22 protein-coding genes are annotated in these 20,039 nt (G+C 40.1%); 8 read left to right on the top strand and 14 right to left on the bottom strand.

Annotated elements, in window-relative coordinates:
* Positions 1-95: 95 nt before the first annotated feature.
* The 3 genes from K8L98_RS08850 to K8L98_RS08840 form a co-directional block, all read right to left on the bottom strand.
* Complete coding sequence (locus K8L98_RS08850; RefSeq protein ID WP_223441387.1) at positions 96-1,250, bottom strand: anti-sigma factor domain-containing protein; 1,155 nt, start codon at positions 1,248-1,250, stop codon at positions 96-98.
* The gene (gene sigI, locus K8L98_RS08845; protein WP_223441384.1) at positions 1,247-1,993 is read right to left on the bottom strand and encodes an RNA polymerase sigma factor SigI; all 747 of its coding nucleotides are present in this window, start codon (positions 1,991-1,993) and stop codon (positions 1,247-1,249) included. The genes K8L98_RS08850 and sigI overlap by 4 nt, the downstream gene beginning before the upstream one ends.
* 939 nt (positions 1,994-2,932) lie before the next feature.
* Positions 2,933-3,544: a DedA family protein gene (locus K8L98_RS08840; RefSeq protein ID WP_223441381.1), complete on the bottom strand. Its 612-nt coding sequence runs from the start codon at positions 3,542-3,544 to the stop codon at positions 2,933-2,935.
* A gap of 156 nt (positions 3,545-3,700) precedes the next feature.
* Between K8L98_RS08840 and K8L98_RS08835 the strand changes: the two genes are divergently transcribed.
* Complete coding sequence (locus K8L98_RS08835; protein ID WP_223441378.1) at positions 3,701-4,471, top strand: undecaprenyl-diphosphate phosphatase; 771 nt, start codon at positions 3,701-3,703, stop codon at positions 4,469-4,471.
* Positions 4,472-4,494: 23 nt separating this feature from the next.
* Here K8L98_RS08835 and K8L98_RS08830 read toward each other — a convergent pair whose 3' ends face one another.
* Complete coding sequence (locus K8L98_RS08830; RefSeq protein ID WP_223441375.1) at positions 4,495-6,009, bottom strand: aldehyde dehydrogenase family protein; 1,515 nt, start codon at positions 6,007-6,009, stop codon at positions 4,495-4,497.
* 210 nt (positions 6,010-6,219) lie between these two features.
* Between K8L98_RS08830 and ku the strand changes: the two genes are divergently transcribed.
* Positions 6,220-7,077, top strand: a complete 858-nt coding sequence (gene ku, locus K8L98_RS08825; protein ID WP_223441371.1) for a non-homologous end joining protein Ku — start codon at positions 6,220-6,222, stop codon at positions 7,075-7,077.
* Between the two features lie 22 nt (positions 7,078-7,099).
* Here the strand turns inward: ku and K8L98_RS08820 are convergent, their stop codons facing one another.
* On the bottom strand, positions 7,100-7,633 hold the full coding sequence (locus K8L98_RS08820; protein ID WP_223441368.1) for a D-glycero-alpha-D-manno-heptose-1,7-bisphosphate 7-phosphatase: 534 nt from the start codon (positions 7,631-7,633) through the stop codon (positions 7,100-7,102).
* Between the two features lie 76 nt (positions 7,634-7,709).
* On the opposite strand from K8L98_RS08820, the gene K8L98_RS08815 reads away from it, so the two are divergent.
* Complete coding sequence (locus tag K8L98_RS08815; RefSeq protein WP_223441365.1) at positions 7,710-9,548, top strand: DNA ligase D; 1,839 nt, start codon at positions 7,710-7,712, stop codon at positions 9,546-9,548.
* On the opposite strand, the gene K8L98_RS08810 is transcribed toward K8L98_RS08815, so the two are convergent.
* Entirely contained in the window at positions 9,519-9,746 is a 228-nt protein-coding gene (locus tag K8L98_RS08810) for a hypothetical protein (RefSeq protein WP_223441362.1), read from the bottom strand. The genes K8L98_RS08815 and K8L98_RS08810 overlap by 30 nt on opposite strands.
* Positions 9,747-9,885: 139 nt before the next feature.
* On the opposite strand from K8L98_RS08810, the gene K8L98_RS08805 reads away from it, so the two are divergent.
* Positions 9,886-10,731: a hypothetical protein gene (locus K8L98_RS08805; protein WP_223441360.1), complete on the top strand. Its 846-nt coding sequence runs from the start codon at positions 9,886-9,888 to the stop codon at positions 10,729-10,731.
* A gap of 164 nt (positions 10,732-10,895) precedes the next feature.
* Here the strand turns inward: K8L98_RS08805 and K8L98_RS08800 are convergent, their stop codons facing one another.
* From K8L98_RS08800 to fbpA, 3 genes are all read right to left on the bottom strand, one after another.
* The gene (locus K8L98_RS08800; protein ID WP_420828839.1) at positions 10,896-11,354 is read right to left on the bottom strand and encodes a MarR family winged helix-turn-helix transcriptional regulator; all 459 of its coding nucleotides are present in this window, start codon (positions 11,352-11,354) and stop codon (positions 10,896-10,898) included.
* 194 nt (positions 11,355-11,548) lie between these two features.
* On the bottom strand, positions 11,549-12,148 hold the full coding sequence (gene mobA / locus K8L98_RS08795; RefSeq protein WP_223441354.1) for a molybdenum cofactor guanylyltransferase: 600 nt from the start codon (positions 12,146-12,148) through the stop codon (positions 11,549-11,551).
* A 522-nt stretch (positions 12,149-12,670) separates the two neighbouring features.
* Positions 12,671-12,856, bottom strand: a complete 186-nt coding sequence (gene fbpA, locus K8L98_RS08790) for a Fur-regulated basic protein FbpA (protein ID WP_223441351.1) — start codon at positions 12,854-12,856, stop codon at positions 12,671-12,673.
* A 152-nt stretch (positions 12,857-13,008) separates the two neighbouring features.
* Between fbpA and K8L98_RS08785 the strand changes: the two genes are divergently transcribed.
* Positions 13,009-13,275 carry a hypothetical protein gene (locus tag K8L98_RS08785; protein WP_223441348.1) on the top strand — a complete coding sequence of 89 codons (267 nt, stop codon included), beginning with the start codon at positions 13,009-13,011 and terminating at the stop codon, positions 13,273-13,275.
* Here K8L98_RS08785 and K8L98_RS08780 read toward each other — a convergent pair.
* A complete protein-coding gene (locus K8L98_RS08780; protein ID WP_223441346.1) occupies positions 13,267-13,422 on the bottom strand; it encodes a hypothetical protein in 156 nt (51 codons plus the stop codon). The two genes, K8L98_RS08785 and K8L98_RS08780, sit on opposite strands and share 9 nt — an antisense overlap.
* A 191-nt stretch (positions 13,423-13,613) precedes the next feature.
* On the opposite strand from K8L98_RS08780, the gene K8L98_RS08775 reads away from it, so the two are divergent.
* Complete coding sequence (locus K8L98_RS08775; RefSeq protein ID WP_223443279.1) at positions 13,614-13,943, top strand: MerR family transcriptional regulator; 330 nt, start codon at positions 13,614-13,616, stop codon at positions 13,941-13,943.
* Between the two features lie 33 nt (positions 13,944-13,976).
* On the opposite strand, the gene K8L98_RS08770 is transcribed toward K8L98_RS08775, so the two are convergent.
* The 3 genes from K8L98_RS08770 to K8L98_RS08760 all read right to left on the bottom strand — a co-directional run bounded on the left by K8L98_RS08770 (position 13,977) and on the right by K8L98_RS08760 (position 17,525).
* Positions 13,977-15,704, bottom strand: a complete 1,728-nt coding sequence (locus K8L98_RS08770) for a methyl-accepting chemotaxis protein (RefSeq protein ID WP_223441344.1) — start codon at positions 15,702-15,704, stop codon at positions 13,977-13,979.
* Positions 15,705-16,095: 391 nt separating this feature from the next.
* Entirely contained in the window at positions 16,096-16,251 is a 156-nt protein-coding gene (locus K8L98_RS08765; protein ID WP_223441341.1) for a hypothetical protein, read from the bottom strand.
* Positions 16,252-16,271: 20 nt separating this feature from the next.
* On the bottom strand, positions 16,272-17,525 hold the full coding sequence (locus tag K8L98_RS08760; RefSeq protein ID WP_223441340.1) for a helix-turn-helix transcriptional regulator: 1,254 nt from the start codon (positions 17,523-17,525) through the stop codon (positions 16,272-16,274).
* A gap of 300 nt (positions 17,526-17,825) precedes the next feature.
* Between K8L98_RS08760 and K8L98_RS08755 the strand changes: the two genes are divergently transcribed.
* Entirely contained in the window at positions 17,826-18,953 is a 1,128-nt protein-coding gene (locus K8L98_RS08755) for a S8 family peptidase (RefSeq protein ID WP_223441337.1), read from the top strand.
* A 44-nt stretch (positions 18,954-18,997) separates the two neighbouring features.
* On the opposite strand, the gene K8L98_RS08750 is transcribed toward K8L98_RS08755, so the two are convergent.
* A complete protein-coding gene (locus tag K8L98_RS08750; protein ID WP_223441335.1) occupies positions 18,998-19,411 on the bottom strand; it encodes an organic hydroperoxide resistance protein in 414 nt (137 codons plus the stop codon).
* Positions 19,412-19,528: 117 nt separating this feature from the next.
* On the opposite strand from K8L98_RS08750, the gene K8L98_RS08745 reads away from it, so the two are divergent.
* Entirely contained in the window at positions 19,529-19,969 is a 441-nt protein-coding gene (locus K8L98_RS08745; RefSeq protein ID WP_223441333.1) for a MarR family winged helix-turn-helix transcriptional regulator, read from the top strand.
* Positions 19,970-20,039: the final 70 nt, after the last annotated feature.

The following is a 20,039-nucleotide window of genomic DNA, read 5'->3' as shown; positions in this document are numbered from 1 at the left end:
CATCCACCCGGCGGTTCTCCTGTTATCAGCTATGTAAAAATACTAAAAAGCGCCAATCCGCTCCAAGTCATACTCTTATTTTGGCACTTTAAGAATTAATCACGATCAAATCTTGACCCCTCGTCGTTATCTTCATCATCATCTCTGTCTCTGTCTCTATTATATTGATCATTGTCCCTATGTCGCCTGTCTTCGTCGTCATCGTCGTCGTCATCGTCTCTGTCTTCCTCACGCTGCCATTTGCCATTTTCCTCTTCACGCCGTTTTTTCTCAGCTTCTTTTTTTGCTTTTTCAGTTTCTTTATTGGTATTTTTTATCGATACCTTATCTTTTGGCGGCTCAGGGGTAATTTTATTCTTCTCCGGAATAGTCTCTTTCAGCTCTTCCTCTTTGTTTTCAGGCTTTTCTTTTTTTTCCGGTATTTCAGAAGGCGGTTGTTTTTCTTTTTCTTCCTCAGGAGGCTTTACAGCTGGAGGCGTTTTCTCGCTGTTTTCTTCATTACCCTGAATGGGTGTCTCTTGCTTTCCTTCTTCTGCCTCGCCATTATTTTCGTTTGAAGGAGCAGTTTCTGCAGGCTGTTTTGCAGGATTTAATTGCATATACTTGCCGGTTGAAATGCCTTGATCTGCTGCTTTATTTCTTGTCTCAACATCAGATTCAACTGCACTGACTTTTACATTTTCGTTTTTATATGAATCCTTTAACTGGGCAACGTCAGCCCGCATTTTCTTTTTGACAGATTCATGTTTGTCATCTGTGGTGACGGTCGTTATGAATATTTCTTTTTCTCTCTTTAAGTAGCCTAAATCTTTGCTTTTGTCGACAATCTTGGAAAAGACGTCTGAGATCTTGCGGTTTTTCCAGTCTTTTATATCACCAAGCATTTTTTTCCCATCTTCATTCATCGGCTCTATCTGCACGACCTGAAGCTTCTCATTCAATCTAAGTTCAAAGCTTGGATTGATATCAATTGTCATGTAAGCATACACTTTGTCATCTTTAAAAACGGGCAGCACTGTAAAAAAAAGAAGAATAAGAGCCATACCTGCCAATAACCCGTTTCTAATTCCGCGCAAATTAAAGATGCTTAACGACTTTGCCCTTTCGCTTGTATCTGAAAGTTGAAAAAAAGTAATTTCCTCACCCAGCTCGTATGAACGTTTTTGTTTATTTGCTTTCAAAAATTGTCCATCGGGGGTAAGTAATGTGACGTAATCATCATTTCGATCAACGACGATCCCTTTTTTCATGATTGAAGCACCCCTCTTATATAGTCTTTCAGATAAATGTAATCCCCAGATAAAATAATTGTCATTGCAATAATATATTTTCTATTTCTCTCTATTGTTTTGCGACTGACAGATACAAGCGTCTCAAGCTGTTTGACCGGCAGCTGTTTTTTTGTGAACAGGATGCGCTTGAGTTCATCATGTTCAATAAGTATTTGCGCCACCTTAATTGCATTTTGTCTTGCGTCCATATGCTTTGGAGATTGCTCCATCAGTTCTGAAAAAGACAAGCCAAATTCCTGCAGGACTTTCTGAAAGTATATAATCTCTTCTCTGCGCTGTTCTTGTTCAATCAGTTTCTGATGCTCTTCAATCGACAGATCCGCCTCGATCTTGCTTTGCGAGGCCTCTCCTTCTTCATGCTCCTGAAGGTCAATGTTCACTGTCTGCGCATTTCTCGCCTCTTTCCGGATATAATCGATCACTTTTCTTTTTATAATCAATTCGGCGAATGCAAGAAGCGAGCTTCCTTTCTCAGTTGAATACTTTTCAATGGCCTCATTAAAAGCAATAAGCCCTATACTGAATTCATCGTCTCTCTCATCAATGTACCTTTTACAAACCGAAGAAACGGTTTTTGCCACGAAAGGTTTATATTGGTCAATTAGTGTGTTCTGCATTTGCTGATCCCCATCTTGTATCTGCAAGACGGTATCTTCTAAAGTTGGTTTCTTTTTGCCAAGTTTAAACAGTAGGCTAAGCACCGGTTCTCACCTCAGTTTCTCCCATATTACTTCGTATAATCATAGCTAATTTGCAAGGAGAGCGCAAAGGAAGAAAATTGGAATTATGCTTGCCCGTCGGATAAATGGAATTGGGAGACGGAAAAAGATTGGAAGCTGTTAGTTGATTTTAAACCGGCGGTTTAACTCCTCTCATTTATTTTTTTCTCACTAAACAGCTACGAAATGAAATCGGATTTTGAGGGTGTGAAAACTCTATTTTTACAAAAAGATTACAAAGTATGTGAAAAAATATAGGGAATTTGGCCGTAATTTGAAAATCCTATCTATTAAAAGCAAGTAATTTCAAATAATTGGTGGAATTCATTTATTTCTTTGCAAAATCAAATGCCCTAAATCACTTGCAAATTTGAAATCCAACTGGCTTTTCATATGAGGTGTGAAACCACAAAAATGGTTGGCATATTGATCCGTTTAGGAGTGCAAAAATACACATTTTGCCCCTGTGATCTGCCTATCCGAAACCGGTGTTCACAACCGCTGGAGTCTTGTAACTATCCGCAAATCCGGTTTCACTACCACAAATCATGTTTTACCTATCTGTTGCTTAAATGAGGTGCGTACGCCATATAAAAAAATGCCGGCAAAATGCTCAATTTCCCAACAAAAAAAACACCCGTAAATTTCGGATGCTGCCTTTTTTATCTGTGTTCCGCTCTTCAATCATGCGCTCTTCTTCTGATTCCGGCATGTTGCTTTCAGCTTTTGACAGGAACCATCCTGCTATGGCCATGCCTGCAAGGACAATCCAGAAGATCAGCTTCCAATTAGCTGATTCTATAAAATGTTTATCTATTCATTCTTTCACACCTCCTAATCGGGTATTTAATCTATATACCCAATATCATTTCACTTCTATCCAAAAAACACCTTTGCCTTATCCGGGCAAAGGTGTTTTATTTAATTCTTATGAGTAAATGTTGAAGGCTTGATTGCTTTCCTTGTCATAAACTTGTACAAAAGAAAAACAATGACAATAACAACACCTGCCGGAAGCAAATAGTCGTTCGCCATTCCGCCTACTTCCTCCCATTTGTCACCAAGTTTAAACCCAAGAAATACGTATAAAAACGTAATGGGAAGCATTGCAGCAAACGTATAAATGGAAAAAATCCAGACGTTCATTTTAGCCATTCCGCACGGTATAGAGATCAGCGTTCTGACTCCAGGCAGGAAACGGGCGGTAAATGCCACCATCGCTCCGTTTTTTTCAAAGAAAGCATCTGCCTTTGAAAGGTTTTCTTCGTTGATAAATATATATTTTCCATACTTTATGAGAAATGGTCTTCCCCCGTAGCGGCCAAGCGCATAAAGCGTAAGCGGACCGATTGTTCCGCCGACCGTTCCGGCAAGAACCGTCCCCCATAAAGTCATATCTCCCTGATAAACCCAGTACCCTGCAAGCGGCAGCACCAATTCAGCAGGCACAAACTCAAAGCACAGTGCAAGGAGCACGCCAAAGTACGAAAGGTCTTTAAAGTATTCAATAAAAGCTAGAATGTAATGTTCCATGTTCAGTACCAAACTCCTTTTCAGTTCTACAAGCTATCATACTACACATACGATTAAAAAGGGACAACTTTACAGATTTTTAATTCTTGGCTTTTTTCGGTCTGATGATGAGAGGGAAGTCACGAAAAGAGCCTATTCTTAAATTGAGGTGAAGAAATGGATTGGCTGCAGGCAATAATATTAGGATTCATACAAGGTCTGACTGAATTTCTGCCGATTAGTTCAACAGGACATCTCTACCTGGGAAGAAAGCTGTTCGGAATGCAGGACGGCGGAATCTTTCTTGATACGATGCTGCACATCGGAACCTTTATCGCGCTCATCGTGTTTTACAGAGATATTTTACTTAAGCTAATAAAAAATCCTTTTACCAAGCTGACATTTTTATTATTTATCGGAACACTGCCTGCTGTTTTCGCAGGGGTGTTTATCAGTGATTTTTTTGATGGTATTTCAAAATCCGGTGTTACCATCGGGTGGGAATTTTTAATTACTGGAGTGTTTTTATGGTTTGCCGATTCCATAAAGAAGGGTTCAAAAAAACTGGATGATTTAACTGCAGGCGACGCTTTGTTTATCGGCTGTTTTCAGGCTCTTGCTATATTTCCCGCGATTTCAAGGTCAGGGATGACGATTGTAGGAGCATTGATGCGAAAAATCGATAAAGAAACCGCAGCTTACTTTTCATTTTTGCTCTCCATTCCGGCCATATTTGGGGCTATCGTGTTTCAATCAGCTGATCTATTCTCAGGGCATGCAGCGGCAATCGGCTTTATCCCTTTGCTCCTAGCAACTTTAAGCGCTGCATTTACCGGCTACATCGCAGTAAGATGGATGATCGGCTATGTAAAAAAGCACTCTTTAAAAGGATTTGCCGTTTATGTTTGGGCGCTTGGTGTGTTAGTCATAGTCATTCAATCTATTTAAATTCAACATAAAAATTAGCCGCCTCAAGAGGTACGGCTACTTTTTTTTGATTTTTTCCTGAACAGCAGTTTTAGAAATGATCGGATTTTAGGATATTTATTCTGATAGGGATACCATTGAATCTCTGTATTTTTCTTTCCCCGATCAAGAAAAACAGATTTTTCATGACAAAACACACGTAAACCCTGCTTACCGTGGTACTTTCCTATTCCGCTGTGCTTCACTCCGCCGAATGGAAGATGATGGTTGACAACTGATATCATCACATCATTGATAACCGCATTTCCGGTAACAAGCTTTGAAACAACACGTTTCGCTTTCTTTAAGTCTTTGCTCCAAACGCTGGCATTTAATCCGTAGATGGAGTCATTTGCAAGTTCTATTGCCTCTTCCTCAGATTGAAAGGGCATGACTGTTACAACAGGACCAAATGTTTCTTCCTGTACTAGCTTCATTTTTTGGTGAACATCAACGACAATGGTTGGCGGAATGAAAAGGCCCTGAGACAAATCCCAATCACGCGGAATTGAACCGGTAATTAACCTGGCGCCTCCTGCAATTGCCTCTTCCAGTTGTTCTTTCATAACGTCTATCTGGCCCCGGTAAGTCATGGATCCAATATCATCATTTAAGTCTGTACCCTGTTTGAGCATTAGCGTTTCACTTTGAAGTTTTTCAAGAAATTCTTCATAAATACTTTGTTCTACGTAAATTCGCTCAGAGCTCATGCACACTTGACCGCTGTTAGTAAAAGCTCCCCAAGCTGCACCTTTTGCAGCCCGGTCCAGATTGGCATCTGCGAAAATAAGGATTGGATCTTTCCCTCCAAGTTCAAGCGTCGTAGGTATTAGTGCTTTTGATGCTTCTTCCTGAATTTTTTTTCCCGTCGCAGCAGATCCAGTAAAAAAAATATAATCAGGTTTTTCTCTAGTAAGCGCAGCTCCTACGTCTTTGCCTCCATGGGCGACTTGTACAAGCCCTTTTGGAAACTCAGCTAACATAAACAAATGTTCAATGTATTTCCCTACTAACGGCGTAACTTCGGATGGTTTCAGGATAACAGAATTGCCGGCAATAAGAGCATTCAGCACCGGGACCATCGCCAGCTGAAGCGGATAGTTCCATGGTGAAATGACAAGTACAGTGCCTCTTGCCATATATTCTATGTAGCTTTTCTTTCCCCAGAAAGTGGCCGGCGTCTGCACCCGGCGCGCAGCAAGACTATTTTCCGCCGTCTTTTCTAAAAAAGCAATCGCATCCAAAACCGGCATAACATCCGCTGTGACAGCTTCTACTTTCACTTTACCCGTATCATTTGCTATCACTTCAATGATTTCATCCATTCGGTCGAACATCACGTTTTTTAATTTCCGGATGAAGGAAAGCCGCTCCTTTACACTTTTTTCTTTCCATGTGTCAAAGGCTGATTTTGAAAGCTCATATATTTGCTGAATTTGATATATGGGCGTTTCATCAATATTTTCAGCACTGTTTAATGTAGCTGGGTTCAGGACGGTCATAGACTGATTTCGAGACATTGCAGCCCCTCCTTTTTGCCATCGCTATTTTCTAAAGATATTCCCACAAAAAAAGATCATAAACTTTTCACCTTAAAAAACGCATCTAAATATACGATCGTTTTTTACTGAAAAAATTAACAAAGTTTTAGCTAAAACCATTTTTTTCTGTACATCATCCCTGCGTAAAAGCAGAAACTAAGAAAAAAAGGAAAGCAGGAAAAAAAAATCATGCACACAATGTGGAAAGGCTCCATCAGCTTCGGACTGGTGAATATCCCAATCAAATTATATGCAGCAACTGAAGATAAAGATGTAAAGCTCAGAAATTTGCACAGTAAATGTCATACCCCCATTCAATATGAAAAAAAATGTCCCAACTGTGATGAAACAGTCGGGAATGACGATATTGTCAAAGGCTATGAATATGTGAAGGGGAAGTTTGTCATTTTAGATGAGGAAGAATTGAAACAGCTTAAACAAGAGCATGAAGATAAAGCAGTCGAAATTATCGATTTTGTAAACTTGGAAGAAATCGATCCCATCTATTTTAACCGATCATATTTTGTCGGCCCTGGAGAAAATGGAGGAAAAGCCTATTCGCTGCTTCGTGAAGCCCTTTTAAAATCAGGAAAAATCGGAGTTGCCGAAATGACCATCCGCTCTAAGCAGCAGCTGGCTGTTCTCCGTGTGTATCAAAACACAATTGTAATGGAAACCATTCATTATCCGGATGAAGTCCGGAATACTTCTGATGTTCCAAGTGTTCCTGAAAAAACAGTGCTTGGTGAAAAAGAGCTTGAAACAGCGATTATGCTGATTGATCAACTAACAACAACCTTTAACCCTGAAACTTACAAAGATGACTACCGGGAAGCACTTCTTGGCCTCATTCAAAAGAAAGCAGGCCAAAACGAAGGGAAAACACCGGCTGATGCGCCGCGTGAAAATGTCGTTGACTTAATGAGTGCTTTGCAGGCAAGCATTGACCGCTCAAAAGAAAAGCCTGCAAAAAAAGAGACTGCTCCCAAAAAAACTGAGACTGCCAAAGCGCAGAAAAAAACGAAAACCGCCCGCAAAAAAGCGTAGTCATAAAGAAACCCTCGTCAGGTCAAACGGGGTTTTCTTCTTTCTTTATGATCCAACAAGCCGCTTCAAGAAGCGTATCAAAACAATAATCCGCACCGTGATCAGCTGAACCGATTAAAATTGTTTTTGCACCAGCGCTTTTCCCTGCGAGGATATCGACATCACGGTCGCCGATCATGTAACAGTGTTCTAAATTGATCTCATATTTCTCAGCAAGTGTTGTAATCATGCCAGGCTCGGGTTTTCTGCAGCTGCAGCCGGCGTACGGAGCATGAGCGCAATAAGCAACCTCATGTATGCGGCCGCCTTCTTGTTCAATTTCCTTCATCATCTTTTGATGAATCCTCTGCAGCATCTCCTCCTTCATATATCCAAGCCCCACACCTCCCTGATTCGTCACGACAAAAATAGTAAACCCTTTATTATAGAGAAGGCTTACAGCCTTTGCTGCCCCTTCTAAAAGATATAGCTGAGATGGATGATTGACGAATTTGACACGGTCAGACAAAACTTCATTTATGACGCCGTCGCGGTCTAGAAAAACTGCTTTATTCAAGTTGAAACGCTCCCTTTCATAAATAGAATCGGTATGAGAAATAGTAAGTAAAAAAGAATGAAAAAGGACGATTGCCATGTATGTTAAACCAATGCTTCCAACACTTTCAGCCGGAATACCTGAAGGAGAAAAGTGGAGCTATGAAGTCAAATATGATGGATTCAGGGCAATTTTGTCCATTTCAGAAGAAGGCATCACGTTTACAAGCCGAAATGGGAAAGATTTAGGTGCTCTTTTCCCCGAAATCATGAACGCTGTCCAATCTATCTTTGACAGGCTGAAAGATTTTATGCCGTGCATATTTGACGGCGAGCTTGTCTCATTAAAAAATCCATATAAAGCATCCTTTGAAGTCATTCAGCAGCGCGGAAGGCTGAGGGCAAAAGACAAGATCAATCAAGAGGCAGAAACAAATCCATGTCAGTATTTAATCTTTGACCTTCTTGAATGCAAACAGGAAAAAACAGCTTTTCTTGACTATCTTTCACGAAAAACGCTCTTGTCTAACATCGCTTCATCATGCGGACTGCCTCTTGAACCACGTAAAAGCAATCAGCTCATCCAATACGTTCCTTCCTTTGCGGGCCATGAGGCTTTATGGAGCGGCATTCGAGCATTAGACGCGGAAGGCATGATTGCAAAAGAAAATAAAAGCAAGTGGGAGGCCGGAGTGCGCACGAAATCCTGGCTGAAAATAAAAAATTACAAATATGCTTTGTTTTTCATTATAGGATATGACAAGAAGAATGGGTATTTTAAAGCGGGTGTTTTCAAAGGAGAGAATGTGATAGACACGGGTGTTTTTTCTCATGGGCTGGAGGGATCTGACCGAGACTCTTTAATTAGGATTCTAAAGGAAAATAAGGAGAGCGAGGATTCACAATGGATCACGATTTCCCCTGCGATCTGCGTAGAGCTGCAATTTTTGGAGCTCTATAAAAATCAGCTGCGTGAGCCCTCTTTTTCTGCTTTCAGGTTCGACCTGTCCCCGCATGAATGCACCTGGGAGCAGCTGAAGCTGAAGGCTGTTTCATTTCACGAAGAAGTTCAGATCACACACCCTGATAAACCGCTGTGGGAAAATCCACTGCGGACAAAAACTGACTATCTTGCTTATTTAGTGGAGGTTTCTGACTATATGCTTCCTTTCTTGAAAAATAAATCTCTCACGGTTATTCGATATCCGCACGGAACCTCTGATGAAGCCTTTTATCAAAAAAATTGTCCGGATTATGCGCCTGAGTTTGTGGAAACCGCAAAGCAGGATGGAATTGACTATATCTTGTGCAACGACATCTCAACTTTGATCTGGCTTGGAAATCAGCTTTCCCTGGAATTTCATATTCCTTTCCAGACTTATGATTCTTCCTGTCCGAATGAAATTGTCTTTGATTTAGATCCGCCATCGAGGGCTGATTTTCACATGGCTGTCTCAGCAGCGCTCGAAATGCGCAAACTCTTTGACTCATTCGGACTTGCTTCATTCCCAAAATTATCAGGCGGAAAAGGAATTCAAATTCATATTCCCATTACCAATAATCGGTTTTCATATGACCAGACAAAAAAGTTTACATCCTTTATTGCTGCATATTTAGTGAATGCATACCCAGAAATGTATACGATCGAACGGCTCAAAAAGAACCGCGGAAACCGGCTGTATGTCGACTACATTCAACATGCTGAAGGAAAAACAATCATTGCGCCCTATTCTGTCAGAGGGAATCCCGAAGATGCATATGCAGCGGCCCCTTTATTCTGGGATGAAGTGGTGCAAGATTTGAAGGTTAATCAGTTTACTATGGATTATGTAGCAGAGCGGATTAAAAAGGGCTGCCCATTTCAAGATTACTTCTCTTCACCTCAGGACGAAGTGATTCAGCAGGTGTTAGATTTTATAGAGAAAAATAAGCAGTAACACCTCTTTCATTTGGCGATCAAAGGAAACAAGACAGCAAACTTGCTCCGGCAAGTAACCAGGGCAAACCAAATACGTAAGGGTGATCCAATTCGGAACACCCTGAACATATTTATTGTCATCTATCTCTTTTACAAGCTTTGTAATCTGTTTCACCAGAACGACCGTTTCTTGTATGGCATCGTCGGGTAAAATCAAAATTTCAAAAACTCAAACTCCCTTGTGATGAATCATTCTTTTGTATTCGGAAGACAGCCAAGCAGAAAAAAGCCCAAGGCATAATTCGGGAGGCAGCGGTCAAAAATAAACCATACCCTTACATATTTGGAGCCCACCTATGACTAATTTCACTTGGTTTTTCCTGCTGTTTATTATAAGCCTGTTCCTTGCCGCTGCAGCCGCAAAAAAAGACCGGAACATGCTGATTCCTTTATGGTTATTCAATGCAGGTCTTGCATACCTGTTTGAAATTCTCATTTTTGTTTTTTTACATTCATACATGTATAAGCCTGAGGTTTTCGCAGACCCCTTCTTCGACAGCACATTTGGCTCGCTTTTCAGCCAATTTATGATTGTGCCGATGACCGCTGTCGTCATCGCCTTTTACAGATTAAGTGTTCCGGTCATGCTGCTGGCCAGTTTTTGCATATCCGCTATAGAAGTCCTGTTTTTACAATTAGAAATATACGAGCACCACTGGTGGAAAACTTATTTTACAACCTTTTTCCTTCCGGTTGCTTTTTATATTTCTTCCGTGTGGTACAGATTGTTAAAAAAAGGGAACCTCCTTGAAAAAATGGTATCCCTCTACTTAATAAATGTATCTATTTCCCTTTCCCTGACATGGGCAGCAACCGTTCCTCTCTCCATGTATCATTTTCAGCCTGGCTGGTTTTCGGATGCAGCAAGGGATCATATCGCAGGCAACTCCCTCTTTTTTAGCTTTGCAAGCTTAATTTATTCATTTATAACAATCTTGAAAAAAAAATCATATAAAGCCTTCTTATTCGGAGGCTTGCTGATTGTTCAGCTTCTCCTGCTTCAGGAAGACTTTATTATATCGTTTCAAGGTTTTTTTTCATTTGCAGCGCTTCACTTATTTTTTGCGGGAGTAAGCAGTCTTGTATGGATTTCTTTCTTGCAAAAAAAGAATAGAAAAAATAAAAAAGACTGCCATGATTAATCGGCATTCTTTTAACTTATGACCAATTTTCAACACCTGGCATCCTCTGCTGCAAGGCGTTTTTATAGCATGAATTTATTGATCAACTGAAAACACAATGAACTCCCCGAACCCGAATATGCATTCTCATAAAATCCAAAAAAAATCCCGTCATCAGCGGGATTTTAACGAAATAATAAATGCTGGCTATGAACGCCTGCTTTTTTCAGCAAGGCCATGAGCTGGTGCTGTTCCTCTGTTGATAGTCCAGAAAATGCGCGAGCCATTCTTAGCGTGTGAATCGGATAGATTTCGTCCAGGTAGGTTTGTCCTTTTTCAGTCAGCTTAGCATAGACAGACCGTTTATCTTTAGGGTCTTGTTCACGGTAAATAAATTCATTTTTTTCAAGCTTATCAATCACGTAGGTGACATTGCCGCTTACAAGCAGCAGTCTTGAACCGATTTGCTGAAGCTTTTGCGGGCCCTTCGTGTAAAGCAGTTCAAGCACTGAAAACTCCGTCGGATTAAAGCCATGTTCTTTGCTGTCGCGAATGGAGTGCTCTGACACGCTTTTAAAAGCTCTTGCAAACGTTTTAAATAAATTCAGTGCAAGTTCAAGTTCTTCATCTGTATAAGACATCATTCTCATCGCCCTCTTACTTTAACATTCTTAAAATGTCTTAATATTCACACAGTTATACTGTTTATTCTACTATCAATCCTGTGTTTTTTGAAGTAGTTTCTTAATTGATTTACCAGATTCATAGGATTCAACAGGGCCTATAATTACTGAATTTCTAAATTTGGACAGACCTGAGGATTCATTCAGTCCCAAGATTACCCCATTCCTGGATTTGACTTTTTATGTGACTGCTCTCCTAAAATCATTAAATCTTCTCTTCGATTCATATTGGCAAAACGGCCGGAATTCTTAAAATTCGATTCATTTAAATAGACGGGATTTAACTGGTCCATCAGAGTCATCATTTTTAATTCTCTGAGATCTAATAATCTCTCAATTTCAGGTAAAACAGTGCAATGATACAAGGCACAGAGAGGATGATATTTTCCATCAATGACAGGAATAACAGCAGGCTGTTTTTCATTTATGCCAGATAGCAGAGCTGACAGAATATCCTGATCAATAAGCGGCATATCGCATGCCAGTACAAGATACCATTCTGCCTGAACCTCTTTCATTGCTGTATAGAGTCCAGCGAGAGGGCCCATTCCCCTGTATTTTGCATGATCTCTGATAAATTGAACGTTTTCAGCAGAATAATCCGTTCGTCCGATGACTGCCACAACGTCTGTTACCGCTTTCAAATTATTTAGTGCAAGCTCTAAAAAAGTGCTGTTTTTATAAGGTTCCAGGGCTTTATCTGACCCAAACCGGCGTGATTGCCCGCCGGCTAAAACGATACCTGCAAGTTTCATACCCATTTAGCTCCTGCCTTCATATCTTTTCATTATCTTAACACACAATGATAAAGGGAGGCTATTTTCTTCAAGCGAAATGACGCAGAAGAATGTGGAAGAAATAATTCGATAATGATGATAAAGAATAATTCATGGGTTGCTGCCTTGGAAAGTCACCCCAATTATAACGACTGTATTGTTCGCTTTATTTAAATATGAAGGAAAAATTGATTTTTGCAGATTAGTGAAGGCATTTTATTGAGGGGAATAAAGATGGATTTACAATAAACAGCAAGGATAGGATACGCTGAAGCTGCCTAGATCATATTCGCAGTGCAGAATATAGTGATGCCTTTTTCCCGCAAGAAAAAAAGCCGGAGAAGAACTCGACTTTGAACCGAGGCTTACCTATTTATTGAATTTATCGAAAACAGCAGGCACGAGATTAATCTGCCTCCGAAAAAGTTCCTCCTAGCCCCAATAAAGACAAGGTCACATGCAGACTGAACGGCTATCTTTATAAGCACTTTGAACTCAGGCTTATACAGACTTTTTATGTGAAAGCTTGATTAAAGGGATATTGTTAAAAAAATAATGATATTCCTTTTTTAATTCTGACAGCGTCATGCTGCTCAAAACTTCTTGATTATAGATGCCAAGAGATAATAGTTTCTTGCAGTAAAAGGCTCTTTGATCTTCCAATGCTTTTTGAAATAATTTACTCATTTTCTCATTTCCCCTTTCCATTTGTCCTCACTTCACTCTACCCGTTAAATGTTGTTCTTCAATTAAGACCGTGTAAAATTTCACTAACATGTGTTAAAAATCTGTAAATGGTCGACACTAGTTTCTAAAACGCTCTGGGAGATGATGAAACAGTGAAACACATTCGGCCGGCAGCATTCCGAAGAAATCAGCATAATCAAGACATTTACTTCCTAAATACACTTGAACCAAAGCATGAACAGCTCTTTTTCGCACGCCTTTCAATTCCTGATAAAAAGCTTCTTTTTATATGTGCTTATGAAACAAATCAGGATCGCTTCGGTGATGTGACCTCTTTATTCACAGAGGAGTATATCAATGAGCTGAATCAATTTTTGGCAGGCTATTCCTCCTATCCACTCAGCAGTCAATCAGGATGATTTTTTCAAGAAGCCGTTTTGCACAAAACGCAGAAATTCCTGAGCATCTTTCCCGATAACAGTCTGGAGATCCTCAAGCATCTCATCCCTCCTTACATCTAATTCCACAATTTTTTTGGCAATTTCAGCTGCCTTCTTCATGTCCATGCTGTCTCCTCCTTCAAACTCTTACTGTTAGTTTAATAAGAATCAAATGAAATATCAGTACTTTTGTCAATAAACCTTACACGTTATTTTCTTTTTCTTACAAACCATGTTAGATTTTCTCACAAAACTTCACTTTTTCCGGTGTGGGTGAGGTATAATTGGAAAAAGAATCTAATGTGCGGGGTGGAAAAATGGAACAGCACGACCACTCATATAAAGACAAAAAAGTCATTTCAATTGGAATTGTCAGCGAACTAACAGGCTTATCTTTAAGACAGATCCGTTATTATGAGGAAAGACGTTTAATTTCGCCTCAAAGAACAACAAGGGGTACAAGAAAATATTCATTTTCTGATGTGGAAAGGCTCATGGAGATTGCAAATAAACGGGAAGATGGCGTACAAACAAATGAAATCTTAAAAGAAATGAGAAAAAAAGAAATGCGCAGCAATCCCGATTACCGCAAAAAAATGCTCGAAGGCCAGCTAAATGCACAATTTCATTTTCGCAATAAAAAATGAGGGGCGATTGTCAGCCCCTCATTTTATTGGTGTTTAAAATTGAAAACGATTGACGAGCCTGCTCAGTTTTCCGGACAAGTCAAGCAAGGAATCCGCATTGCTTGAGATTTCTTCCATAGACTGACTGGACTGCTCTGCGGATGCTGCTGTTTGTTCAATTCCTGCAGCTGCTTCTTCTGATACAGACGCAATGCTTGAAATCGAGTCGTTCATCACTTCACTATTTTTCATAATCTGAGTTAAATCTGTCTGAATGGTTACAATTCTTGTTGACATTTCTTCAATAAAACCTTTAATTTCAGTAAAGCTTTTCCCTGTTTGATGGATGGATTTTGCACCTTTTACAATCTGCTCATAGCCGTGTTCCAGGTTTTCAGCTACTTCTTCCGTTTCTTTTCTGACATTGCCTACAATTTTATTAATATCCACAATCGACCTTGATACCTGTTCTGCAAGCTTTCGGACTTCATCTGCCACAACCGCAAATCCCCTTCCATGTTCTCCGGCACGTGCAGCTTCGATTGCTGCATTCAGCGCCAGAAGATTGGTTTGATCTGCGATGCTTTGAATCACGTCCACTAAAGTGGAAATCTGTCCCGACTGTTCATCAAGACGCTTCACCTTAAGCACGGTATTTTCCATTAAATCATTGATGCGGTTCATTTGACTGACCGATTCGCTCATTAATGTATAACCTGTTTGTGATTGATTCAGCACTTCCGCAGAAGCCTCGGCAACAGCCTGTCCATTTTGGTTGGCAATATAAATGGAGTCCATCAGCTTGCCCATTGTTTCAGCCAGATCGGAAGCTGAATTTGCCTGGGTTTCTGCTCCTGAAGACAGCTCCTGCATAGTTGAGGCAATCTGCTCGCTTCCTGCTTTCAGCTCTTTCGAAGAAGACTGCAGCTGTTCACTCTGCTCTGCCACTGACAAGGAAGCCCCGGAAATATCCTTTACAATGGCTTTCAGCTGCTTATTCATTTCATTTACAGAATGAACAAGCTCGCCTATTTCATCCTGTGATGCAGATAAAAGAGGCTTATGATTCAGCTGGCCATTTGAAATGGCTCTCATTCTGCTGACAATCGTCAGAATCGGCTTAGTGAAAGCGTTTGAAATCCGGATGGCCAAGAAAACACCGATTGCGACTATCACCACTGAAAGGACAATACCAAGCATATTGATAAACCGTCCTTGATTAATAATCGCATCTCCATCTTGCATAATTGATTTTTCACGCTCGCTGGCGAGAGAATCAAATCCTTCTGTAAGCTCATCCGCAAGATTCTGCACATCTCCGCGGAGCGTCTGGTTCGCTGTTACCCTCATTCCAGAATCAAAGCTTTTAATGACTTCATCTTCTACGATTTCTTCCCATTCAGCACTTTTTTTCATTAATTCGCGGCTCTTCGGGTTATCACTTTGAGCAAGCAGTTTTTTCTGAAGTGCCTGACTTTCTTTTGTCAGCTCATAATACTGATCTTTATATTCATCTTTCCCATAAATAAAATATGCTCTGATTAAAGATACGCGCTGTGTAATATTATCACTGAGCTTTCCTTCCGCTAGAAGCGACTGCATGTCCTTTTGCACAATCTGCTTCGTCTGGCTGTTAACCATGCTGAAACCGATCATACTAAACGCCGCCATCAAAAGACTGAGCACAATAATAACCGAAAAACTGCCCAGCAGCTTCCCTTTTAAAGAAAATGATGCAAAGCGCTTTTTTTCTCTAGGCTTCCTTTTTTTTAATCGCTTCATCTTTTAAGTGCCCCCTCCTTATATGAAAAATAGACAATATTCCTCACACAGCCTGATTTCCAATGTGAAATAAGGCTCATATATTGTTCATCGGCTATTTTGACTGAATATTTAGCGAAAAGTTGAATCGACTGTTTACCCAAAGAGGAAAAGTGTTTTGTTCACAGTTGTGCGGAAATAATTTTGAAAGTCTCGTAATTATTGTTCAAAGTCCCGGAATTAATCCGGAATGTCTCGGAATTATTGTTCAAAGTATCGGAATTAATCCGGAATGTCTCGGAATTATCTTGCAAAGTCTCGGAATTAATCCGGAATGTCTCGGAATTATCTTGCAAAACATCCGCAAAAAAAGCAATGCACCTTGTCAGATGCACTGCCTTCAAAATTTTATTTATACAATTTTCGGATGATCTGGTTCTGAAACGATTTTCGGATGGTCTGGCTCTGATACAATCTTCGGATGATCCGGCTCAGAAAACAATCCAACTCCCGCTGCAAATGCTAATGAAAAAATCCCTGCAGTGATGCCCATAACTATTTTTTTCATGACTAGCTCTCCCTTGTTAATTAATTTGCATATGTTTTTTTCAAAGCGCTACAAACGATTTGATAATATTGAACGGCTGATTTGTATTTGTGGCGATCTTCGAAGTATGATGCCATAAGTTCTGAATACTCGATAATATACTGCTGTTTTTCGTGCTCGATAAAGTAAGGGATAACGACCTCCATCATAAAATATTCAAATTCAGATGATAGATTATCCTGCAGCAAATATTCATAGATTTTAAAATGATAATGATATTCCTGATTAGGGTTATTTTCTAAAATGTGTTTGCCTTCTATTATCCACTTCCCAGCTTCTTCTTTATTTTCTAATTGATAATAGGCATACAGGATAGAAAAAATAGTGCTTAACGATTCATTCTTATCTTTAAATTGCAGAGCCTCATTGTATCGATCGATTGCCTGTTCATATTTTTTTGTAATTGAACTGAGGTACCCCATATTATGATAGATCATTCCAAGCAGACTTTTATCATTCAGCTGCTCAGCAATCTTCCTTGCCAGCAAATAGCTTTCTTCTGACCGGGTATGCTCCTCACACCGCAAATAATTAATCCCAAGCAGAATCTGACACTCTGCGCATCTCATTAAATCGTATCTTGATTGATATATATTTAAAGCAAAGTGAGTGTACTGGATAACCAGTGCCGCTTTTCTTAATTGACTCAGAGTCAGGGCAATTGAATAATAGAGATCCGCTTCTTCCCACTTTTCAAATGGGAGGTGTTTTGTCAAAAACCGCTCCGCTCCTTTGAGGTGCAGAAGCGCTGTAGAATATTTGCTTTGAAGATAGTGATGAAGGCCGACAAATTTCTCGTAATAGTAGGTCATCTTTTCTTCAAAGATGTCTTTGTACAAATTGATTTTTTTAAGCTTCGAATCCGCTTCTGCAAACTCTCTTTCTGTCAGCAAATACCTGAATTCAAACAGAACAAAGTAGATCATGGCCGTTGTATCGCTTGATGAAAGGATTTCTTTCTGCAGGTCAATGTACCTTTTTTTCAGATGATCGTGCTTGCGGTGAACGATATCATGATACCAGTCAAATAAGGATTTCATCAGAGGAATTTCTTCTTCTTCGATGAGGTTGATATCAAGCCTGTTGCATAAGTAATCAAGGACTTCGATGCTTGCAGTCGTCTGATTGTTTTCGATTTTCGATAAGTAAGAAGTGGAAATGATGCCTCGTGAAAGTTCCTCCTGCGTCTTATTTTGCTGAATGCGATAGAACCTTATTCGACTTCCTATTTCCATATGCAGCACCTCATCTATACTAATCTGTATGTTTAGTTCTCTCTTTATTATGCCGAATCCTTTTGCGTTCGTATTGGGAAAATAGCCTCAATTTTTCTGAATAATACATAAAATAAAGACCCATATTTCCCAATCTGCAAAAATCCCCAGGAAACATCCCTCCTATTTCTCCCTATTATTCGGAAAAAAGGCCCCATCTTTCCCAATACCAATGACTCTATTAAAATGGTAGCATAATTGATAGAATAGTCAAACTTTTTGACTCTATGATTATTCTATACTATTTTAGGGGGTTTATTCATGAAAAAGTGGAAGGCTCTGAGTATTTTATTTGCTTTTGTCCTGTTTTTCTCCATGATTTTCACCTCTCCGTCTGCTGAGGCTATTTCGGGAAAGAAAGATTATTTAATAGGGATTAAAGCATCTGTCAAAGATTTTAAAGTGAAAGCGAATCTAATCTCGAGTGCCGGCGGTAAGGTCAAGCATCAATATAAATATATGAACGTGGTGCACGCCTCTCTGCCGGATCATGCAGCAGCGGCTCTTCAAAAAAATCCGAATGTCACATTTATTGAAGAAGATTTCGAAGCGAAAGCCACCAGCCAGACCGTTCCATACGGTATTCCTCAAATTAAAGCAGATGCTGTTCAATCTTCAGGCATTAGAGGGAACGGTGTAAAAGTTGCTGTACTTGATTCAGGAATTGACTCCTCTCATGAAGATTTGAATGTGACAGGAGGAGCAAGCTTCGTGGCGGCTGAACCGAATCCATTCATAGATGGTAACAGCCATGGAACTCACGTAGCCGGGACTGTTGCTGCATTAAATAATACCATCGGTGTTCTGGGAGTTGCTCCGGATGTCACTCTTTATGCTGTAAAAGTACTTGATTCCTCAGGAAGCGGCACCTATAGCGGAATTGCTCAAGGCATTGAGTGGGCTGTTGACAATGGAATGGATGTTATTAATATGAGTCTTGGCGGCAGCCAGGGTTCTACCGCCCTCCAGCAGGCTGTCGATCAAGCTTATAATAAAGGCATTGTTGTTGTAGCAGCTGCAGGCAACAGCGGGTCAAAAGGCAAGCGGAACACAATCGGCTATCCGGCCAAATACAGTTCTGTTATTGCGGTAGGTGCAGTTGATTCCTCGAACAATCGGGCATCTTTTTCAAGTGTCGGCTCAGAGCTTGACGTCATGGCTCCGGGTGTCAATACATTAAGCACCGTTCCGGGCAATAAATATGCTGCTTTTAATGGTACTTCCATGGCATCGCCGCACGTAGCCGGTGCAGCCGCTTTAATTCTTTCTAAATATCCGGGCATGTCAAATATCGAAGTGATTAACCGCTTAAAAAATACAGCTGTTCCTCTTGGTGATCCATTTTATTATGGTGCCGGAGTCATCAATGTTCAGGCTGCCATTCAATAAAAAAAGAGCTCAGTCCTTTTGGACATGAGCTCTTTTTCCATGTATTAGACAACTTTCAATTCAACCTCGATATTTCCTTTTGTTGCTTTTGAATATGGACAAACGTTATGAGCCTTTTGAACAAGCTCTTCAGCTCTTTCTTTTGTTACATCCGGAATGTGAACTTCAAGGATAACAGATAATCCGAAGCCTGTATCATCCTTTCCAATTGATACATGTGATGTAACCATTGTTTGGCCGATTTTTTCACGTTCTGTTCTTGCCACCAAATTTAATGCGCTATCAAAGCAAGCGGAATAACCCGCTGCAAACAATTGCTCTGGATTCGTTCCTTCTCCGCCTCTTCCGCCAAGAGCTTTTGGCATATCAATAGCTAAATCTAGTTCTTTGTCTTTCGTTTGGACTCTTCCTTCTCTTCCGCCTGTCGCTGTTGCAGTTGCTGTGTAAAGTTTTTGCATGATAGCATCCCCATTTCATTTTATAAAATTAAATTGCGCACAATTTGTTTTTGCAAAACTAATATAGCAAGCGTATAATGGGTTTGTCAATAAATAAATGTCGGGAGTAAATAACCAATGCCTTCAGATAAACACCCTCTCAGTCTGGAACAGCAGCTTTGTTTTTCCATTTACGCGTGTTCCAGGGAAATGACAAAAATGTACAGACCCATTTTGCAGGAGCTTGAGCTGACATACCCGCAATATTTAGTCATGCTCGTTTTATGGGAGCATGAAAAAATGAACGTGAAGGATTTAGGCAAGGAACTTTTTTTAGATTCAGGCACACTCACCCCCTTGCTGAAAAGACTTGAAGAAGCTGGTTTGGTTGAGCGCATTCGTTCTAAAGCAGATGAGCGCAAAGTAGAGATCAGTTTAACGGCCCAGGGTCAAAACCTGAAAGAAGAAGCGCAGCGTGTCCCAGAATTCATGCTGAAAACAAGCGGGCTTTCACGGGAAGATTTCGAGAGATTGAATCAAGAATTTCGAAGTCTGCTTAAAAAACTGACTTCTCTATAAATGTTTTTTTAAATGATCAAAGCGTTTAAAACAGAAAAAAATTACGATATATAAACGATTCAGGGATATT

Source organism: Metabacillus dongyingensis (assembly GCF_019933155.2).
GTDB classification, from domain to species: domain Bacteria; phylum Bacillota; class Bacilli; order Bacillales; family Bacillaceae; genus Bacillus_P; species Bacillus_P dongyingensis.
This window is presented reverse-complemented; position numbering and strand designations above follow the sequence as displayed.

What these genes read in the sequence shown, in the direction of transcription:
- K8L98_RS08850 (WP_223441387.1), bottom strand. Translation starts at nt 1,250, where the DNA reads ATGAAAAAAGGGATCGTCGTTGATCGAAATGATGATTACGTCACATTA.
- K8L98_RS08840 (WP_223441381.1), bottom strand. Translation starts at nt 3,544, where the DNA reads ATGGAACATTACATTCTAGCTTTTATTGAATACTTTAAAGACCTTTCG.
- K8L98_RS08835 (WP_223441378.1), top strand. Translation starts at nt 3,701, where the DNA reads ATGGATTGGCTGCAGGCAATAATATTAGGATTCATACAAGGTCTGACT.
- K8L98_RS08830 (WP_223441375.1), bottom strand. Translation starts at nt 6,009, where the DNA reads ATGTCTCGAAATCAGTCTATGACCGTCCTGAACCCAGCTACATTAAAC.
- ku (WP_223441371.1), top strand. Translation starts at nt 6,220, where the DNA reads ATGCACACAATGTGGAAAGGCTCCATCAGCTTCGGACTGGTGAATATC.
- K8L98_RS08815 (WP_223441365.1), top strand. Translation starts at nt 7,710, where the DNA reads ATGTATGTTAAACCAATGCTTCCAACACTTTCAGCCGGAATACCTGAA.
- K8L98_RS08805 (WP_223441360.1), top strand. Translation starts at nt 9,886, where the DNA reads ATGACTAATTTCACTTGGTTTTTCCTGCTGTTTATTATAAGCCTGTTC.
- K8L98_RS08800 (WP_420828839.1), bottom strand. Translation starts at nt 11,354, where the DNA reads ATGATGTCTTATACAGATGAAGAACTTGAACTTGCACTGAATTTATTT.
- mobA (WP_223441354.1), bottom strand. Translation starts at nt 12,148, where the DNA reads ATGAAACTTGCAGGTATCGTTTTAGCCGGCGGGCAATCACGCCGGTTT.
- fbpA (WP_223441351.1), bottom strand. Translation starts at nt 12,856, where the DNA reads ATGAGTAAATTATTTCAAAAAGCATTGGAAGATCAAAGAGCCTTTTAC.
- K8L98_RS08780 (WP_223441346.1), bottom strand. Translation starts at nt 13,422, where the DNA reads ATGGACATGAAGAAGGCAGCTGAAATTGCCAAAAAAATTGTGGAATTA.
- K8L98_RS08775 (WP_223443279.1), top strand. Translation starts at nt 13,614, where the DNA reads ATGGAACAGCACGACCACTCATATAAAGACAAAAAAGTCATTTCAATT.
- K8L98_RS08770 (WP_223441344.1), bottom strand. Translation starts at nt 15,704, where the DNA reads ATGAAGCGATTAAAAAAAAGGAAGCCTAGAGAAAAAAAGCGCTTTGCA.
- K8L98_RS08765 (WP_223441341.1), bottom strand. Translation starts at nt 16,251, where the DNA reads ATGAAAAAAATAGTTATGGGCATCACTGCAGGGATTTTTTCATTAGCA.
- K8L98_RS08760 (WP_223441340.1), bottom strand. Translation starts at nt 17,525, where the DNA reads ATGGAAATAGGAAGTCGAATAAGGTTCTATCGCATTCAGCAAAATAAG.
- K8L98_RS08755 (WP_223441337.1), top strand. Translation starts at nt 17,826, where the DNA reads ATGAAAAAGTGGAAGGCTCTGAGTATTTTATTTGCTTTTGTCCTGTTT.
- K8L98_RS08750 (WP_223441335.1), bottom strand. Translation starts at nt 19,411, where the DNA reads ATGCAAAAACTTTACACAGCAACTGCAACAGCGACAGGCGGAAGAGAA.
- K8L98_RS08745 (WP_223441333.1), top strand. Translation starts at nt 19,529, where the DNA reads ATGCCTTCAGATAAACACCCTCTCAGTCTGGAACAGCAGCTTTGTTTT.